This window comes from Pantoea rodasii (assembly GCF_002095465.1).
Classification (GTDB): Bacteria; Pseudomonadota; Gammaproteobacteria; order Enterobacterales; family Enterobacteriaceae; genus Pantoea; species Pantoea rodasii.
This window is the reverse complement of record NZ_MLFP01000002.1, coordinates 242,546-258,805: the sequence shown is the minus strand read 5'-3', so window position 1 is coordinate 258,805 and position 16,260 is coordinate 242,546. Positions and strand designations below refer to the sequence as shown.

General features: G+C 51.0%; 15 protein-coding genes and 3 pseudogenes. 11 read left to right on the top strand and 7 right to left on the bottom strand.

Features of this window, described 5'->3' with window-relative positions:
• Positions 1–52 precede the first annotated feature (52 nt).
• Both HA45_RS03575 and HA45_RS03570 read right to left on the bottom strand, forming a co-directional pair.
• Positions 53–880, bottom strand: a complete 828-nt coding sequence (locus tag HA45_RS03575) for a Cof-type HAD-IIB family hydrolase (RefSeq protein WP_100702355.1) — start codon at positions 878–880, stop codon at positions 53–55.
• 108 nt (positions 881–988) lie between these two features.
• Positions 989–1,462, bottom strand: a complete 474-nt coding sequence (locus tag HA45_RS03570) for an RcnB family protein (protein WP_100702354.1) — start codon at positions 1,460–1,462, stop codon at positions 989–991.
• Positions 1,463–2,272: 810 nt separating this feature from the next.
• On the opposite strand from HA45_RS03570, the pseudogene HA45_RS03565 reads away from it, so the two are divergent.
• A pseudogene (locus HA45_RS03565) lies at positions 2,273–2,763 on the top strand (2-thiouracil desulfurase family protein).
• On the opposite strand, the gene HA45_RS03560 reads toward HA45_RS03565, so the two are convergent.
• Positions 2,736–2,975 (bottom strand): DUF1272 domain-containing protein, encoded by a 240-nt coding sequence (locus tag HA45_RS03560; protein WP_100702352.1) that lies wholly within the window; start codon positions 2,973–2,975, stop codon positions 2,736–2,738. The pseudogene HA45_RS03565 and the gene HA45_RS03560 sit on opposite strands and share 28 nt — an antisense overlap.
• Positions 2,976–3,157: 182 nt before the next feature.
• Here HA45_RS03560 and HA45_RS03555 point away from each other — a divergent pair, with 182 nt between their 5' ends.
• From HA45_RS03555 to HA45_RS27860, 5 genes and pseudogenes are all read left to right on the top strand, one after another.
• Positions 3,158–4,261 (top strand): AI-2E family transporter, encoded by a 1,104-nt coding sequence (locus tag HA45_RS03555; RefSeq protein ID WP_100702351.1) that lies wholly within the window; start codon positions 3,158–3,160, stop codon positions 4,259–4,261.
• Positions 4,262–4,324: 63 nt separating this feature from the next.
• Positions 4,325–5,326: an AI-2E family transporter gene (locus tag HA45_RS03550; protein ID WP_100702350.1), complete on the top strand. Its 1,002-nt coding sequence runs from the start codon at positions 4,325–4,327 to the stop codon at positions 5,324–5,326.
• Between the two features lie 252 nt (positions 5,327–5,578).
• On the top strand, positions 5,579–6,202 hold the full coding sequence (locus HA45_RS03545; RefSeq protein WP_100702349.1) for a response regulator: 624 nt from the start codon (positions 5,579–5,581) through the stop codon (positions 6,200–6,202).
• Between the two features lie 7 nt (positions 6,203–6,209).
• Positions 6,210–9,461 (top strand): annotated as a pseudogene (locus tag HA45_RS03540) (ATP-binding response regulator); the annotation flags it as partial.
• Between the two features lie 56 nt (positions 9,462–9,517).
• Positions 9,518–9,817 carry an Hpt domain-containing protein gene (locus HA45_RS27860; protein ID WP_366557316.1) on the top strand — a complete coding sequence of 100 codons (300 nt, stop codon included), beginning with the start codon at positions 9,518–9,520 and terminating at the stop codon, positions 9,815–9,817.
• Between the two features lie 13 nt (positions 9,818–9,830).
• Here the strand turns inward: HA45_RS27860 and HA45_RS03535 are convergent, their stop codons facing one another.
• The 3 genes from HA45_RS03535 to HA45_RS03530 form a co-directional block, all read right to left on the bottom strand.
• The gene (locus HA45_RS03535) at positions 9,831–10,310 is read right to left on the bottom strand and encodes a LuxR C-terminal-related transcriptional regulator (protein WP_244563366.1); all 480 of its coding nucleotides are present in this window, start codon (positions 10,308–10,310) and stop codon (positions 9,831–9,833) included.
• Positions 10,310–10,456 carry a hypothetical protein gene (locus HA45_RS27855; RefSeq protein ID WP_244563365.1) on the bottom strand — a complete coding sequence of 49 codons (147 nt, stop codon included), beginning with the start codon at positions 10,454–10,456 and terminating at the stop codon, positions 10,310–10,312. The genes HA45_RS03535 and HA45_RS27855 overlap by 1 nt, the downstream gene beginning before the upstream one ends.
• Positions 10,457–10,720: 264 nt before the next feature.
• Positions 10,721–11,605, bottom strand: a complete 885-nt coding sequence (locus HA45_RS03530; protein ID WP_100702346.1) for an alpha/beta hydrolase — start codon at positions 11,603–11,605, stop codon at positions 10,721–10,723.
• Positions 11,606–11,706: 101 nt separating this feature from the next.
• Here HA45_RS03530 and HA45_RS03525 point away from each other — a divergent pair, with 101 nt between their 5' ends.
• From HA45_RS03525 to HA45_RS03510, 5 genes and pseudogenes are all read left to right on the top strand, one after another.
• Entirely contained in the window at positions 11,707–12,636 is a 930-nt protein-coding gene (locus HA45_RS03525) for a LysR family transcriptional regulator (RefSeq protein ID WP_100702345.1), read from the top strand.
• Complete coding sequence (locus HA45_RS03520) at positions 12,633–12,902, top strand: hypothetical protein (protein WP_366557315.1); 270 nt, start codon at positions 12,633–12,635, stop codon at positions 12,900–12,902. The genes HA45_RS03525 and HA45_RS03520 overlap by 4 nt, the downstream gene beginning before the upstream one ends.
• Before the next feature lie 138 nt (positions 12,903–13,040).
• Positions 13,041–13,357, top strand: a pseudogene (locus HA45_RS27850) (5-methylcytosine restriction system specificity protein McrC); the annotation flags it as partial.
• 413 nt (positions 13,358–13,770) lie between these two features.
• Positions 13,771–14,157 (top strand): hypothetical protein, encoded by a 387-nt coding sequence (locus tag HA45_RS27420; RefSeq protein ID WP_162288441.1) that lies wholly within the window; start codon positions 13,771–13,773, stop codon positions 14,155–14,157.
• 20 nt (positions 14,158–14,177) lie between these two features.
• The gene (locus HA45_RS03510) at positions 14,178–15,482 is read left to right on the top strand and encodes a DUF6575 domain-containing protein (protein ID WP_100702342.1); all 1,305 of its coding nucleotides are present in this window, start codon (positions 14,178–14,180) and stop codon (positions 15,480–15,482) included.
• A 44-nt stretch (positions 15,483–15,526) separates the two neighbouring features.
• Here the strand turns inward: HA45_RS03510 and HA45_RS03505 are convergent, their stop codons facing one another.
• Positions 15,527–16,048, bottom strand: a complete 522-nt coding sequence (locus HA45_RS03505) for a hypothetical protein (RefSeq protein WP_100702341.1) — start codon at positions 16,046–16,048, stop codon at positions 15,527–15,529.
• Between the last annotated feature and the right edge of the window lie 212 nt (positions 16,049–16,260).

Sequence of the window (16,260 nt, the reverse complement as noted above, 5' to 3'; positions counted from 1 at the left end):
TCAGCTCGCAGCGCCTGGCTATTCTCAGCGCATCGCTAAAGCACAGTGACGATCAGACGACAAACGGCGGTTTGCCCGCCAGCATCTGCTCGATCACCTGCAGCACGCCCTCTTCATTGTTGCTGGGCGCGGCAAAGCGTGCGGCATCTTTCACCTTTTGCGGTGCATTCGCCATGGCGAAGCTGAAACCAGATTGCTGCAGCATCTCCAGATCGTTACCGCCATCGCCGAACACCAAAATTTCACTGCGTTCGATGCCCCAGCGTTTACCCAGCAGATCGAGGCCGTGCCCTTTGTGATTGCCCGGCACGATCAAGTCTACGGAACCGTGTCCGCTGGAGGTGGCTGCGGCTGAGCCCTCATGCAGACGTTCGATATCCGCCATTAAGGGTTCAACATATTCATCGGAGAGATTAAGAGCGAACTTGAAGAGTTTGTCATCCGCGACCTCATCGAGGCTGCGAATCGGCTTCAGACGATGGCAGTAGTGGCGCATCTTCACCAGCCAGCTCTCGTCGAGACCTTCGAAGTAGTAAGCACTTTCGCGTCCGCAAAGGATGTAACGCAACTCAGGGTAGTTGCCGTTATGCAGTGTATCAAGCACCGCATCAATATCGGCACGGCTGAACGCCCCGCAGAACAGCTCTTCATCACGATCGATGATCCACGCGCCGTTTTCGGCGACGAAGGCAATTTCGCTGGAGATGTCGGGGAAGAAGGATTTGAGTTGGTAATACTGGTTGCCGCTGGCGACCACAAATTTGATGCCGCGCCGTTTCATTTCCTGATAACAAGCCTGAAAACGAGCCCGGTTGTACTGCTTTTTATCGTCGAGAAAGGTGCCGTCCTTGTCTACTGCCACCATTTTTACCACGGTCATCATGACTCCTTAGCGCATTGTAGGGAAAAAAGGGTCGCAGAGAGAATAACCTGGTGAGGGCAGAAAGCAGAGAGAAACACGGATGGCCGTAGCCATCCGTGGGGGATATTAGTTGAAAGCGCCGTTCAGCAGCAGCGAGGTGATCACGCCGGTGGCCGCCGCAATCAGCACATAGTTGCCATCAACGTAAGACCAGTATTCGCCGCGCGGTGGCTCTGGCAGACGATGTTCACGCCAGTCATCTACGCGATAGTGCGGACCGCGATATTCCGGCGGCATTGGATGGCCGCGACGGAAATCGTGGCCGTTCCAGGCGAAGTGATCGCCGTCGTGGTGACCTTCTGGACCGCGATGATCGGCATAACGGTCATGATGGTCTGGGCCACGATCCGGACCGCGATTGTTGCCGTGATCCGGGCCACGGTCGCCGCCGTGATCAGGGCCATGACCATGGTCCTGATGCTGGTCGCCGCCGTGCTGCTGCCAGCGTTGGTCGCCCGGGCCATCCGCCCAGGAGACAGAAGAGAACAGTGTGCTGCATGCAATAAGTGACGCAATAAGACTTAATGTTGTTTTTTTCATAATGTTGCCTCCAATGATAACGGCAGTTACTGCACCGTCGAGAGACACTATTCACTAATCGGAGGCAAAAGAGGATTTCCAAAACTCTTAAAAACCGGACACTTACAATACATTACTGCAAATTATCACTTTCTTAACGATTGTGTCTTTTCTGACATTATCTGGTCTTGAAGTGAGCGGCGATTATTTGAAGTGCGGAGAGGGAAAGAAACCCGATCGCGAGGATCGGGTGGAGAATGCATTTTCCATAAATTGCATAAAGCAGGTTAACCCTGAAAATTGAGGGTAAAACTGAAGCACACAACGCCACATCACTAGCATTGCCGGTAAACAATACCATTTAAAATTGCAAAACTCTTTTAAAAACCTCTGCTTTTCGGAAAAAAACCGTAAAAATAAAACCGCAGAGAAAAATAAGCATTTGCTGAGCTGATCTGACGCGCAAATAAGGTCTGTGCTCTGACCAGAATACGAATTCACTAATTTCCCCGCCTGCATCAAGATTGAAATGAACCGGTTAGCAACGATAGCCACACACTGAACAGGCCATAAAACACCGTTAAATCAATACGATTACGCGTACACGGCATCAAAAACTCGCTGTTACCGGCAAACTTCAGCGTTATTCATCAATTTGCTGAGCAATAATAAGTTAGAATCCAATCGCACCTCAATTAATTCACAATCGTGATTAATATCGCGCTAAATATAGCGCAGGCTTTACGCCATTAAATGGATTTTTATTTCAACTTCGCTGCCAGCATTAGAATATTACGTTACTGCTGCGAATAATTTCCGAGGGAAGGTGACATGGAAAGAATATTAGTCAGTGCCTGCCTGATGGGTTTTACGGTTCGGTATAATGGCAGCGATAAGTTACTCATCTCCAGTACGCTGGCAAGGTGGCGTGCTGAACAACGGCTAGTGATCCACTGCCCCGAGTTGGCGGCAGGCCTAAAACCCCGCGTTTACCTGCTGAAATCCGCGGCGGCAGCGCTGAGCAGGTGCTGAGTGGGCAGGCTGATATTCTGGAATCAAACGGCGACAACGTCACACAGCACTATATTTTGGCGGCGTGGCTGGCGTTACGTGCCGCGCAGGATGCACAGTGTCGTTTTGCCCTGCTCACCGATGGCAGCCCAACCTGCGGCAGCCAGCAAATCTACGATGGCCGCTTCAGCGGGGAGAAAATCGCGGGCAATGGGGTTGCCGCCGCGCTGCTGCGCCAGCACGGAATCGAAGTGTTCAATGAAACGCAGTTGCACGCACTGATTCAGCGCGTGGCGGAAGCAGACAAATGACGCGTGGTCGAAGCCGGATGGCGCGCTAACGCCGCCGCCGGACGCACCGGACGACGCACCAGTTCGCCCTCACAGTTTGGGCAGCGATGATGCAGCGTGGTTTCCACACACTCGACACAAAATGTGCATTCGAACGAACAGATGCGCGCATCCGCCGACTCGGGCGGTAAGTCTTTATCACAGCATTCACAGTTGGGACGCAGTTCCAGCATGATTAATCTCCTGTCAGCTTTTGCCCCATCATCTCCGTCATTCCAGCGTTACGCCAGCCCGCTTGCAGACATCAGCAGGACAGATCGGGACATCCGTTATCCGCACTTCTTGCCTAAAAGCAATACATTCCCCGATTCCCGTTCTATAGTTCATTCGCCACATTTACTCTCGAGACTATTGAATGCGTATCAAAGGACTTAACTTCGGCTTCTTTATTGTTATTTTGGCGATAGTCACTTACGCCTTTTTTGACGTGCTGACACCGTACTTTTCCGCCATTTTTTGGGCTGCGATCCTCGCGGTCATCTTCCATCCGCTCAAATCATTGCTGCGCCGTAAAATGGGCGATCGCAACGGTTTGGCGTCGTTCGCCACCTTGCTGATTATCTGCCTGATTGTCTTCACCCCTCTCGCGATTATTACCTCTTCGCTGGTGGTGGAAGTGAACACGGTCTATACCAAACTGCAGAACAGCTCATCGCAGTTCCCAACGGTATTTGCCGATTTAATGCAGCATCTGCCGACTTGGGCGCAGAGCTACCTCGCCGAGCATAACCTCAACAATGCCGGACAGATTCAGCAAAAGCTTTCTGAGTTCGCTTTGAAGGGTGGTCAGTACATGGCGGGCAGCGTGTTCCTGATTGGTAAAGGCACCTTCACCTTCACCGTCGGCTTTGGCGTGATGCTGTATCTGCTGTTCTTCCTGTTGAAAGACGGCGCGTGGCTTGTGAATTTGATTCTGGAATCGCTGCCGCTTTCCACCTACGTGAAACATCACCTGATGGTGAAGTTTGCTGCGGTGTCGCGCGCAACGGTAAAAGGCACGGTAGTGGTCGCCGTAGTGCAGGGTGTGCTGGGCGGCATCGCCTTCTGGATCACCGGTATTGATGGCAGCTTACTGTGGGGTGCGCTGATGGCGTTCCTGTCACTGATCCCGGCCGTGGGCTCCGCGATTGTCTGGGTACCGGCGGCCATTTTCTTCTTCGCCACCAGCGCACTGTGGAAAGGCCTGTTCCTGGTGGGCTTCTTTGTGGTGGTAGTTGGACTGGTGGATAACATTTTACGTCCGCTGCTGGTCGGAAAAGACACCAAAATGCCGGACTACTTGATCCTGATCTCTACACTCGGCGGCATGGAAGTCTATGGTATCAATGGCTTTGTTATCGGCCCGTTGATTGCCGCATTGTTTATCGCCTGCTGGAACCTGCTTTCCGGACGCGATAATCGCGAAAATGCGGAAGAGATCGACGAAGAGTTTATCGAAGAGGGGAAATCGCGCGAGTAAGGCGCTTCCCTATCAGGCGGTTGCTGCGCTCGGCAACCGCCCGTTTACTGGAGAACGGCATCGATGTACCAGGGTTGGTTAAAATCTCTCACGCCACTGGCGCAAGCCCTGTTTCTACTCGCATGCCTGACGCTGGTGTTGTTTGGGCTGCATCTTGGCGCGCCGCTGATTAACCAGGTCTTACTGGCGATATTTCTTGCCGTGATGCTGGATCCCCTAATTAGCCGCCTGGCGCAGCGCGGCATCCCACGAACCCTCTCTTCCCTGTTAGTGATTGTGATTTTGCTGCTGCTGATCGTCATCACCATTATGTCGCTCAGCGCCTCAGCACCTGACCTGATTAAAATCAGCCGCCAGGCACCCAATCTGGTGGCGGCCAAACTGCAATATTTGACGCTTTCCCTAAGCCAGATGGGCATTGCCCTCACCGCCGATGAGATGCTGAATTTTGTCGATGCCGGTGCGGTGGTGCGCTTTGTCACTACACAACTGTCACTGATCCCCGGCCTGCTTTCGTGGTGGCTGATGGTGTTTCTGATGCTGCTGTTTATGCTGGTTGAACTGCCATTACTGAAACGCACCCTGCGCGCCAGTAAACAACACTCGGCACTGTTTATCGCGCTGGAAGAAGGGATTCAGAGTGTGATTGTCTATGCGCGCGTGAAAACGCTGACCGGCCTGCTAGGCGGCGTGATTGTCTGGGGCATGGCGCATCTGCTGGGATTGAAATTCGCCTTTTTGTGGGGCGTGCTGATGTTTATCTTCAACTACATTCCGGTGCTGGGCTCTTTTCTTGCGGCCATTCCTCCAGTGATCCAAACCTTCATCCTGTTCGATACGCAAACCAGCCTGATGATGGTGGGATTCTTTGTGGTGCTAAACCTGCTGCTCAGTTCAGTGCTGGAGCCGCTGATGCTCGGCAAACGCCTCAATCTCACTCTAACCGTGCAGCTGCTGGCCTTTCTGTTCTGGCAGGCGCTGCTCGGCATGACCGGCGCGATATTAGCAATCCCCCTCACCTTCCTGCTGAAAAAAGTCTGGCTGGCACTGCGCCAGCCAGAGTAAAAGGTCGGAACTTCCTAAAGTTTATTCCACATGGCTACTCAGCCGTATTTAATAATTAACTCCATCGAAAAATATAAAAATAAACATCCATCATCAATATATAATTAAAGCGTCAGCAAATGATATTTATTGCATCAGGAAACCCCTACAAAATAATCATTTGCGCCATTTAAACTTTAACCATAAAATCCATTAATCATTAACAACAATTCTAATAAATATTCCTCTCACCGCAATAAATAGGACAGCAATATGAAGGACGTTCTTATCGTTGATGACCATCCGGTGGTTCGGATGGCCCTAAGACTACTGCTTGAAACGGATAATATGAATGTGGTCGGCGAAACGGATGATGGTTTCGAAGCGCTGGCGCTGACGAAAAAAATGTCGCCGGATTTAATCATCGTCGATATCGACATGCCCTCCTACAACGGTATCGATCTGGTGCAAAGGCTGCGCCACAACGGCTTCAACGGCGGAATCCTGGTACTGACCGGCAAAGACGTTGATCACTATATTAAGCGCAGTGCTGCTGCCGGGGCGGATGGATTTATTAGCAAACGCAACAACATGACCGAATTACATGATGCGGTGCGCGCAATCAATGCCGGATATGGCTTTTTCCCTTTAAACCGTAAACGGCATGGTTTACCGGACGATATTCAGGAAGATAAAAATAAGATTGCCGGGCTCTCAAGCAAAGAATTACAGGTGCTGGTGTATTTATCCAAAGGTATGAAAGTGGTGGAAATGGCACATCGAATGAACATCAGCGATAAAACCGTGAGCACTTACAAACGCCGACTGATGGAGAAACTCGACATTCAAAATATGGTCGGACTTTACGAGTTCGCCAAACGCAATAATATATCCTGATTACTTGATGGCTAAATTACTCTGCCTGATTGGCTTGTTGCTCTGTCTGTTGAGTCAGCCAATCAGGGCCGAAGATCCTCGCGTAATGCAACTGGTCAGCCGCGAGCAGAATGTGTTGCTGAGCTTTGATTTACGCGACAACGACTGGCGCTGGTTGGGTGAGAAGCGAGAGGTCAAGGTGGGGATGTATGCCCCCGGCAATCCCCCTTTTGACGTAGTGATTGATGCCAACGCGCTGGAGGGCATATCAGCTGATTACACTTCATTAGTGCTGCATTATCTCGGTCTGCACATCATCACTCACTATTACAGCAGCCGCAGCGCAGCGCTTGAGGCGATGCAGCAGGGAAAAGTCGATATGTTAGTGGAGGGTGCCGGCAGCCCGGAACCGGCCTCACCGGAAATGCTGCGCAGCCAGCCGTATACCACTGACCTCCCCGCCATGGTCTCGCGCGAAAACACCCTGTCCGAGCTAAACGACATTAACGCACAGATGCAGATCGCCATGCCGCGCGGCTATCTGAGCGATGCGTGGATTGAGGCCCGCTATCCAGAAGCAAAAATCACCCGCTATCCTTCCGCACTCAGCGCGCTGGCGTCGGTGGCGTTTGGCGAAAATGATTACTTTATTGGGAATCTGAATGCGGCCAACTATCTGATTGAACGCAACTATGCTTCCACGCTCTCGGTAATCCACATTTTTGAGCCCACGGATGCCGGACCGCACTTTGTTTTTCCTGCGGTCAATGCGCCGCTGCATCGCAGCGTCAACGCCGTGTTAAATGCGATCCCGATGCAGCACCACAAAGCCATTTTTAATCAGTGGGTGCAAAGCATGCCGCCGATGATGGCGTCTTCCCAACTGACGTTAACGCCAGGCGAACGGCGTTGGCTTGGCCAGCATCAGGTACTGCGCGTGGTGATCAATCCTCTGGACGCGCCCTTCACGCTTAAAGACAGCCATAACAAATTCAACGGCATGACGGCCGATCTCCTGCGATTAATCTATCTGCGCACCGGCATTGTTTTCAAAATGGTGGAAGCTTCCTCGGTCAACGACATGCTCGGCAGGTTAAGTCGTCACGAAGCAGAACTGGTGGGATCGCTGGCACACAGCCCGCAGCGGGAAGCGCGGGCGCTGTTTTCCCGTCCTTACGTTTTGCCGCCCTATGTGTTAGTCAGCAAATCCACGCTGGGTGCGCCCAAATCCCTGAACGACACCGACACGCTGGCCATCACGCCGCAACATGAACTCACCGGCTGGCTGACGGAAAACTATCCGCACATCAAACTGATCACCGTCGAAAATGCCAGCATCGCACTGCAAATGGTCAATGAAGGACGAGTCGATAGCGCCATGAATAATCTGATCGCGGCTCGCTATATGATCGATCGCTATTTCAACAATCGCCTGCAAATAGTGTCACGCCTGGGGGAAAATCCTGCTCGCATTGGCTTTGCGGTTGGACGCGACAATCCCGAACTGCTGAGCATTTTAAACAAAGCGCTCGCCACCCTTTCCCCGCGCGATATCTCGCTGCTGGCGATGAAATGGCAGGGCACGCCCGATGTCAAACTCGACACCTGGATGGCGTATCGTCACGAATTCTACTGGCTGGCGGGGATCTTCGCGGTGCTGGTGATCACCTCGCTGTTCTGGAACTACCATCTGCATCGCGCGGTGCGTCAGCGTAAAGAGGCGCAGGCGCGACTGCAGGAACAGGCCACCTTCCAGAAAACACTGTTCAACGGCACGCCGGTGCCAATTTACGTCATTGACCACAAAGGCGAGATGACCAACAAAAATCCGGCCTGGAGCCAGTTCTTCAACGATCCACACTCCAATATCAGCCAGCTGCCACTCAGCGACAGCGCGCACCCGTTGCACGCCATCTGCCAGGCGCAAATGGCCTTGCTGGCCGAGCAAACCTCACTGGAGATGGCACCACAGCGCGGCCAGATCGATAACGGCCACGAACTGCGAGATGTCATCCACCGCGCCGAGGCGTTTCGCGATAATCACGGCAACATCGCCGGGATGATCTGCAGCTGGCAGGACGTCACCGAGCATGAACAGCTCACCGGCGATCTGCTGCAAGCCCGCGAACGCGCCGAGCAGGCCAATCGCACCAAAAGCACCTTCCTCGCTACCATGAGCCATGAAATCCGCACGCCGATCAGCGCGATTATCGGCCTGCTGGAGCTGGCGGTCGCCAATCGCCTGCAACAGCCGTGCGATAAGGAATCAGTGCGCGTCGCCTATGAATCTGCGCAATCACTGATGGGGCTGATTGGCGATATCCTCGACATGGCAAAAATCGAATCGGGCAAGCTGGAACTGTCGCCGGAATGGGTGCGCTTCGATACGCTGGCCGAACCGGTGGTGCGCGTGTTTGAAGGGCTGGCGCGCCAGAAAGGATTGCTGCTGCACTATCAGATTGACGTGCTGCATCCGGACGAACTGCTGCTGGATCCGATGCGTCTGCGGCAAATCCTTTCCAACCTGATCAGCAACGCGATTAAATTCACCGAGCGCGGCACGGTGGAAGTGCAGGTGCGCAGCAAGCCGGGCGAAGGCGATCGTGCCACGCTGGAACTCACGGTGCAGGACACCGGCATCGGTATCAGCGAAGAGGAACAAAAACTGATATTCAATCCTTACGAACAGTCCGCATCCGGCAAAAACAGAGCGGCACTGGTTTGGGATTAGCGATCTGTGAACAGATGGTGGCGATGATGGCGGGCAGCCTGACGCTGCACAGCCAACCAGGACGCGGCACCCGCATCTGCGTGCGTATTCCGGTGGATTGCCGTGAAGCGGTCAATGTTCCGGTTGAACAGGTGCGTCAGCAGGATGCAGGCGGATTGCCGTTAACTATCCTGACGGTGGATGATCATCCCGCCAACCGCCTGCTGCTGAAACGTCAGCTCAGCCGACTGGGACATAAAGTGATTGAAGCCGAAGATGGCGAACAGGCGTTGTGGCTATGGCAGGAAAACCAGATTGATTTGGTGATTACCGATTGCAGCATGCCGGTAATGGATGGCTTTACCCTGACGCGCGAACTGCGCAAGAAGCAGCGCGAACCGCTCACCATTATGGGACTGACCGCCAACGCACAGCCGGAAGAGCGTTCGCGCTGCCTCGAAGCGGGCATGGATGACTGCCTGTTCAAACCGTTGCGCCTGCCGCAACTGGAAGCACTGCTGCAAAGAGTGCCGCGCCCGACTGTTGTGCCCTATCCCGGCCATGTTGCGCTGAATCATCTGCTCGATCTCAACGCCCTGCGCGAACTGGCTCATCAGGACACCGAGATGCTACAGCGCCTGCTCTGCGCCACCCGCGATGAAAACCTGCACGATATGCAGGTGGCCTGCGCCTGTTTCGACAATCGCGACTGGCCCGCGCTGGAACGCAGCCTGCACCGCCTGGCAGGTTCGGTGCAGATCATCGGCGCAATATCGATTGCCGATCAGTGCCGCGAATTAGAGCAAGCCTGTAGCGCCCCAGCCGATGAACGCCATCTCGGCCTGATGCTCGATGAAACACTGGGCTGCGTGCATGTTCTCAACCAGGCGATCGAAACTTTTCTCAAAGACGAGTTCAGCGCATGACATGCCCAGCGCCTCAATCCAGGTTGTGCCGCTGGGCAAAATCGAGCACATCCACCAGGTTCTTTAACTCCAGCTTCATCATCAGCCGGCTTTTATAGGTGCTGACGGTCTTATCGCTGATGTTCATGCCTCGCGCGATATCCACCACTTTCTCACCACGCGCCAGCTGACGCAGTACATCCAGCTCTTTCGGCGACAGCTCATCAATTTTGCGCTGGTCACTGTTGTCATCATCAAGGTGCGAGCCCTGACGCGCACGATTCATCGGGAAAAAGCCGTATCCCTTGCTGATGGCGCGAATCGCATCTCTCAGCTCAGCCAAATCTTTGCACTTACTCATAAATCCGTTGGCACCCGCCGTGGCACAGCGGCGAATGTAGTGCTCGCTGTCTTTGCCGGAGAGCACCAGAATGCCCATCTCGTGCCCACTCTGGCGCACGCGCTTGATGACATCGATACCGTTGAGCACCGGGATATCGATATCAATGATCACTAAATCCGGCTGCAGTTTTTCACAAACTGGATGGCCTGAATGCCATCGCCCACTTCGCCCACTACCACCCGATTGTCTTCCTCAAGCAGTAATCTGAGCGCTAATCGCGTGATTGGATGATCGTCAACAATCAGTACCTTTTCCATTCTTCACCCCGTCCCGCGCATTGACCGATAAATTAGAGCGGCTGGGTGAATTGACGTGCGTCATTAACCGTCAGGCATCAGCTTCAAATTGACTCTCCGTTGTCTCGCCAGCCACCACTCTCCGAAAATGATCCATTAACGGTTATATCGGTGGATGTGGGGATCGCTAAAATAAATGCATGTGGGGTGTGATGGGACGGGAATGTGAGGAGGGATTATTGCCCGGCCTGCATTGCGGGAATCACTGGCCGGGCACGCGAAGTGTTACTGATGCTGGCGAATAAAACTGGTGGCGGAATCCAGTGCGTGACGCGCGGCATCCAGGCGGATATCCCGCTGAAATACGTGGTGCATGCCTTGATAGATATCCAACTGCACTTCACCGCCCTGCTCAGCTAATTGAGCCGCTAAGCGCGTGGCGTCATCCAGCAACAGTTCTTCGGTGCCAACCTGAATCATCAGCGGTGGTAAGTGTCTGTACTGCGCAAACAGTGGCGAGGCGCGTTGATCCTCCGCCGATGCGCCCTGCAAATAAGCCGCAGCGGCATCCTGCAGGATCGACGGCTGGAAAATCGGATCGCGCGTGTTGGGATCGTTAAATGAAGAACCGCTGAAGGTCAGATCGGTCCACGGCGAAAACAGCACCGCAGCACTGATTTTCTGCACCAGCTGCGGATGTTGCAGCGCCACCAGTGACAGCGCAGCACCGGCTGAATCCCCCACCAGCGCGATGTGTTCAATGCCGGTGTCGACCAGCCCGTTTAGTATCTCAATCACCCTGTCAGGCGCGGCCGGGAATGGATGTTCCGGTGCCAGCGGATAGTCCAGCACAAAGGTGGAATAGCCGGTGCGCACCGCCAGCTGGCTGGCGAATCCGCGATAGGCCTGCGCGCTGCCGAGCATATATGCCCCGCCATGGATAAACACGATAACCTGCTCGGTGCGTGTCTCCTGCGGATGCAGCCACCAGCCAGAATCCGCGGCGTGCTCACAGTGCACGACTGCTGCCAGCGGTGTCTCTGCAGTCATCTCGTCATAATACTCGCGCATTGTGCCGCTAAAGTGCTCGCGATGCGCTTGCTGCTCGGCCAGTGATTGCTGCACCTGCAAACGATCGTGATCGGTTAAGGGATGCTGTGTCTTGTTCATAAGTTGCTCCGGTAAAAGGGTGTGGAGAAACCTTATGCCATTCCAATTTTTGCAACTAGCTGGCTTAATGGAATACCCTCTATTCCCATCAGGACTACGTAATGGATCGACTTGATGCTATCCGGCTGTTTCTGCGCGTGGTCGAATGTGGCAGTTTCTCCGCCGCCGCCAAAGAAGCCGGTATCGGGCAATCTGCGGTTAGCAAACAGATAGCCGCGCTGGAGAAGCAGTTTAATCATCCGCTTCTGAAACGTTCCTCACGTGGCATCGCCTTAACCGACTCGGGCCGAACCTTTTATGACGGCGCAATGCGCCTGCGCGATGAATTCGACCAGCTAGAATTAAACGTTAAATATGGCGCAGATGAACCTGCAGGCACGTTGCGCATCTCAGTGGCTCCGGTGTTTGGCCGTTTCTACATTGTGCCGCGCCTGCCCGCTCTGCTGGCGCGCTATCCGGCGCTCAATGTTGAATTGCGCGTCTCTGAGCGGCATGTGGATTTGATTGAAGAGAATATCGATGTCGCCATCCGACACGGCGAACTGCAGGACTCGGCGCTAACACAACGTAAACTGGCCGACAGCCCGCTGATTACGGTGGCGAGCCCGGATTATCTGGCGAAGTATGGCGCACCCGCCTCACCTGCTGAACTGAATGAGCATCAGTGCATCTCGTTCAATGCCGGTCGCGGAATGCATCCGTGGCGCTTTGTGGGTGAGAACGGTAAAGCGTTTACGCTGATGCCTCAAGGCCGGTTTCAGAGTAATGATGGTGAGCAGCAGCGCGCCGCCGCGCTGGCGGGATTGGGGATTACGCAGTTCCCGGCATGGCTGGCGGGACCGGATTTGGCTTCAGGGGCGCTGGTGCCAGTGTTGAGGGAGTTTGCGCTGGGATCGATGCCGGTGAGTGCCGTATTCGCAACGAAGCAGACGGCGAACAGTAAGGTAAGGGTTTTTGTGGAGTATTTGCTGGGGACGTTGCGGGAGGATTTGCCGTTGGTGGCTGGGGATGAATCTGGGAGGTTGGTGTGAAACCTACGTTGGAAGAGGTGATAGAGTTTGTGCGTGAGTTTTCGGGGGATCACAAGTCTGTGATTACTGAGCATACCCTGCTGGATGCTGATCTGGGTATTACCGGAGATGATGGAGTTGAGCTGCTGGAGGACGCGGAGAAGAAGTTTGGGGTTTCGTTTGTGACCGAGGAGAGATCGTTTCAGGAGACTTTTGGGCTTGGGGATGATGAGTATCTGTTTAATTCGGAGGGGCTGGATTGGTTGGGGGATTGGGGCGGTTGGTGAGTTGGTTGAGGAAGGAGCCACGTCCGGTGGTGAGGGATTTGAGTGTGGGGGAGTTGTTGCGGGTTTTGGGGATGGTGAAACTGTAAGGTGCGAAGGCCGGACTCGAATTTCACACCTAACAGACTGACCTGCTCCCCGTTGATTCAATCGCGGCAACCGGTTCAAACCAAAATGGTGATGGATACAAAATGGAAGCTGGTAAATAGCAGCCAGCAAAAAAATCATTGTATGGACTGGCACAATCCTAATTCTATCAAATGTTTGCCTACGGCCAAAAGTATTTTAATGGGACTGGAGAGATGTACCTGATCTACCCTGCGCATGATGACTTTAGCCAACCAATACAGCAGCACTTTGCTTTCTCGGACACCTTAAAATTATGGGTTGTGCCATACCAGATAATGGCAAAGAGCGGTGAGGGGATGATGTTGGCAAGCGATGCATCCGGTGTTTAAAACCATGCCTGTAATTTTTCTACTCGAAAATCAAAACTCCACAACCGATGCGGTGCCATGCTGAGGGTGTAACCTGTGCACACTTTTGGTTTCACTTTACTGGACTTTCCAGAAACGATGTTCTTAGGAAAATACGAAGCTCAAATTACTGTTGTATCTCCGAGGCCAATCGTAGTGTTGTTCACCGTTTTCGAGCTCGTTCAATTACAATTTTTGCAAATTAAATCTTCTTTCTAGCGCGCAAACGCATGTTAAAAAAGTTCCTGCAACTAGCAAATGCGACTAGAATGGGAATTCTCTGAATCAAAAGAGATGCAACTGCTGCACTCATCTGATTCGATGCCTTTTTAGGATAAAGCAGGCCCAACACTCACGACCGGACCTGATGTTGAACATGTTTAAGAAAACACGAGATGAAAGACGAAAATAAGGATAGTTGGCCCGATTTCTTTCCTCCTGAACTGGAGCTACCTCCTGAAGATGCGATGGATGCAGAAGGAACTGTGTACCGGTTTGTAAAATCGATACCGCCTACAGAAACCTGTTTCCTAGCTACGCATCAGGAACAACCTCGCAGGCATGAACGATGTGAGACGCTTGAAAAAAAACAAGCGGTATACGGAACTAGTGTATGGTCCAGTAAAGAATTATTACTGGAGGCGATAGCGTTCCTGCCACAAGGACTAGGGCAGCGCAAACTTGCATGCGGGACAGTGAGTTCCAGCATGGGGAAAATGCGAAAAACGCTTGAGGCTGGTCATTTAACTCTATGGCTCAAAAAGACAGTAACATCCATCTGAATTTCAGCGAGGTGAAATAAATGGATATTTTCGCCCGTCACCCTTCTTTTGGTAAGCTTAGGATTATAAATGTTTACCTAGAATTTGATGGACCTAAAATTTTCTATGCAGAAAATGAAACTGGTTCCACTTTTTTTGTTTACTGGATTGGTGATGATGCCACTTTTGATAATTGGTATGTAATCCCGTGTTCAAAAGCAAGGGTTATTGCTTTTGAAAAAGAAAAAATCAGTTTACGTAGCATCCTTGAGCATCAAGAACAGGAATATTTTTACGATATCAAAATACCTTTTTCTGCTGATGGTGAAATGGAAATTAATTTTAAGCACAAAAACAAAATAGCAGAAATCAGCCTTCCAAAGCCTGAAATTTATGTCAAAAGAGTTGTGATATACGCGCCCAGCTTGCTAGAAAATAATCTCATCCCGACACATGAGATTATCGTATCTAAAACAAATAAAAAATCGAAGAAAAACATCACATTAGAGGGGATGAGTCAAGTATGTGATCGATTCAGCGAACTAGTTCTTGGCTTCAATAAGTCTCGCGGCGTGAAGGGAAATCTGCAAGCTTTAAATGCACGGTATGGTTCTTTTGCCATTTCACTGCATGCAGAAGAATTGACTAAATTTGAGAATTTCTTGAACAAAGTATCAACATTGATGGTTTATAAGAAGGATATAATCCCTCTGCTTACTCAAAGTGATATTGATATAAAAGTATTCCTCAACTTTCTGAAATCGATTGAGCTATCTAGTATTGATTTTGAATTACGTTCATCCGCTGATACAAGCAATACTATTAAAATATTTAAAATAGATGCTGAGATTTATTTATCACGACTTAAACGTCGTGCATTGACATACATTTCATCAATCAAAGTTCCACAAGGAAATGATATTGATAAAGTTTTCTTGTATATCGATCTTAAATGGAATAACGAACCTATCACGGCAGAAACCTTAAATGTTAATGCACGACTTGTTGATTATTATAAGCACTCAGCACTTATTCTCGGATTACTAGAATTCAATGGTGAGTTAACACCACAGGGACAACGAGTTGCCCTCTCCGATATACCAACAAAATACAGGATTGCAGCAAATGCTTTTGAAGCAAGTGAGTGCGCTTGGGCGTGGATGAATCATTGCGATATTACTAGCCTTGCTGATATCGATCCGGAGACTGCAGAAGATTTTTTAACTAAGTGCTGCCCTTCGCTTACAGGAGATACTATCCCACGAAGAGCTAATACATTAGTGTCATGGTGCAGACAGTTAAAGGATCATTATGTTCATGGGAATGTGTTGCCCCAAGAAAAATAATATTTCTAATAAGTACTAACGAAATAAAGAGAGCAAAGCTCTCTTTATTCATCGGATACATGTTTTGATAGTTTCTGCAATTTCATAACGAATACATCCCAGTTATAGGAGCAGATTGCGCCAAGCGATAAATAGCCAATTTTCACACTGGTTTGCCCAGCATTAACACTGGTCCCACCGTTCAAAACCATTAGCCCACTGTATAATAGACAAAAAATCAGTATGCCAATTACAATAGATAGTATTGGTGCCATCAAATACCCCCACAGATGGTCAATATCCAATGTTTTCGTTACAGCAGAATATCTATGTAAAGAAGTTATGCCTAATGTAGCCCCACCAAATAAAGCACCTAGTACAGTAAAGATGGCGAGCTTTATTTCCTCATTAGCAATAAGACTGTCCGATGGATGAATTAAATCATTCAAAAAACCATAATCACCAGCCCATGACAAAAAGAAGTATTTTATTGCAAAAAGTGTATAGATCATGATGTAAATAAATATAACAAACGATAAAAGAAGGCGCCATCCACTAAATCCAATCTCTGTTGATTCGCTACTCACATTAATATTCCTTTATGAAAAAATCTGCTACTGTGTCGAATGTAGTTTTTGTTGTCTCGAGCCGTTATGCAAGCCAGCAGTATACAAAACTGCCATCTGTCGCAATTGCCTTGGTACGTTCCTTCCCCCAAATATCGCATAGATGATTATACTTTCACAATTGCCCAGCTTCCCCTTCTTAATCCTCATTACATGCATTTGGTTGAAGCTAA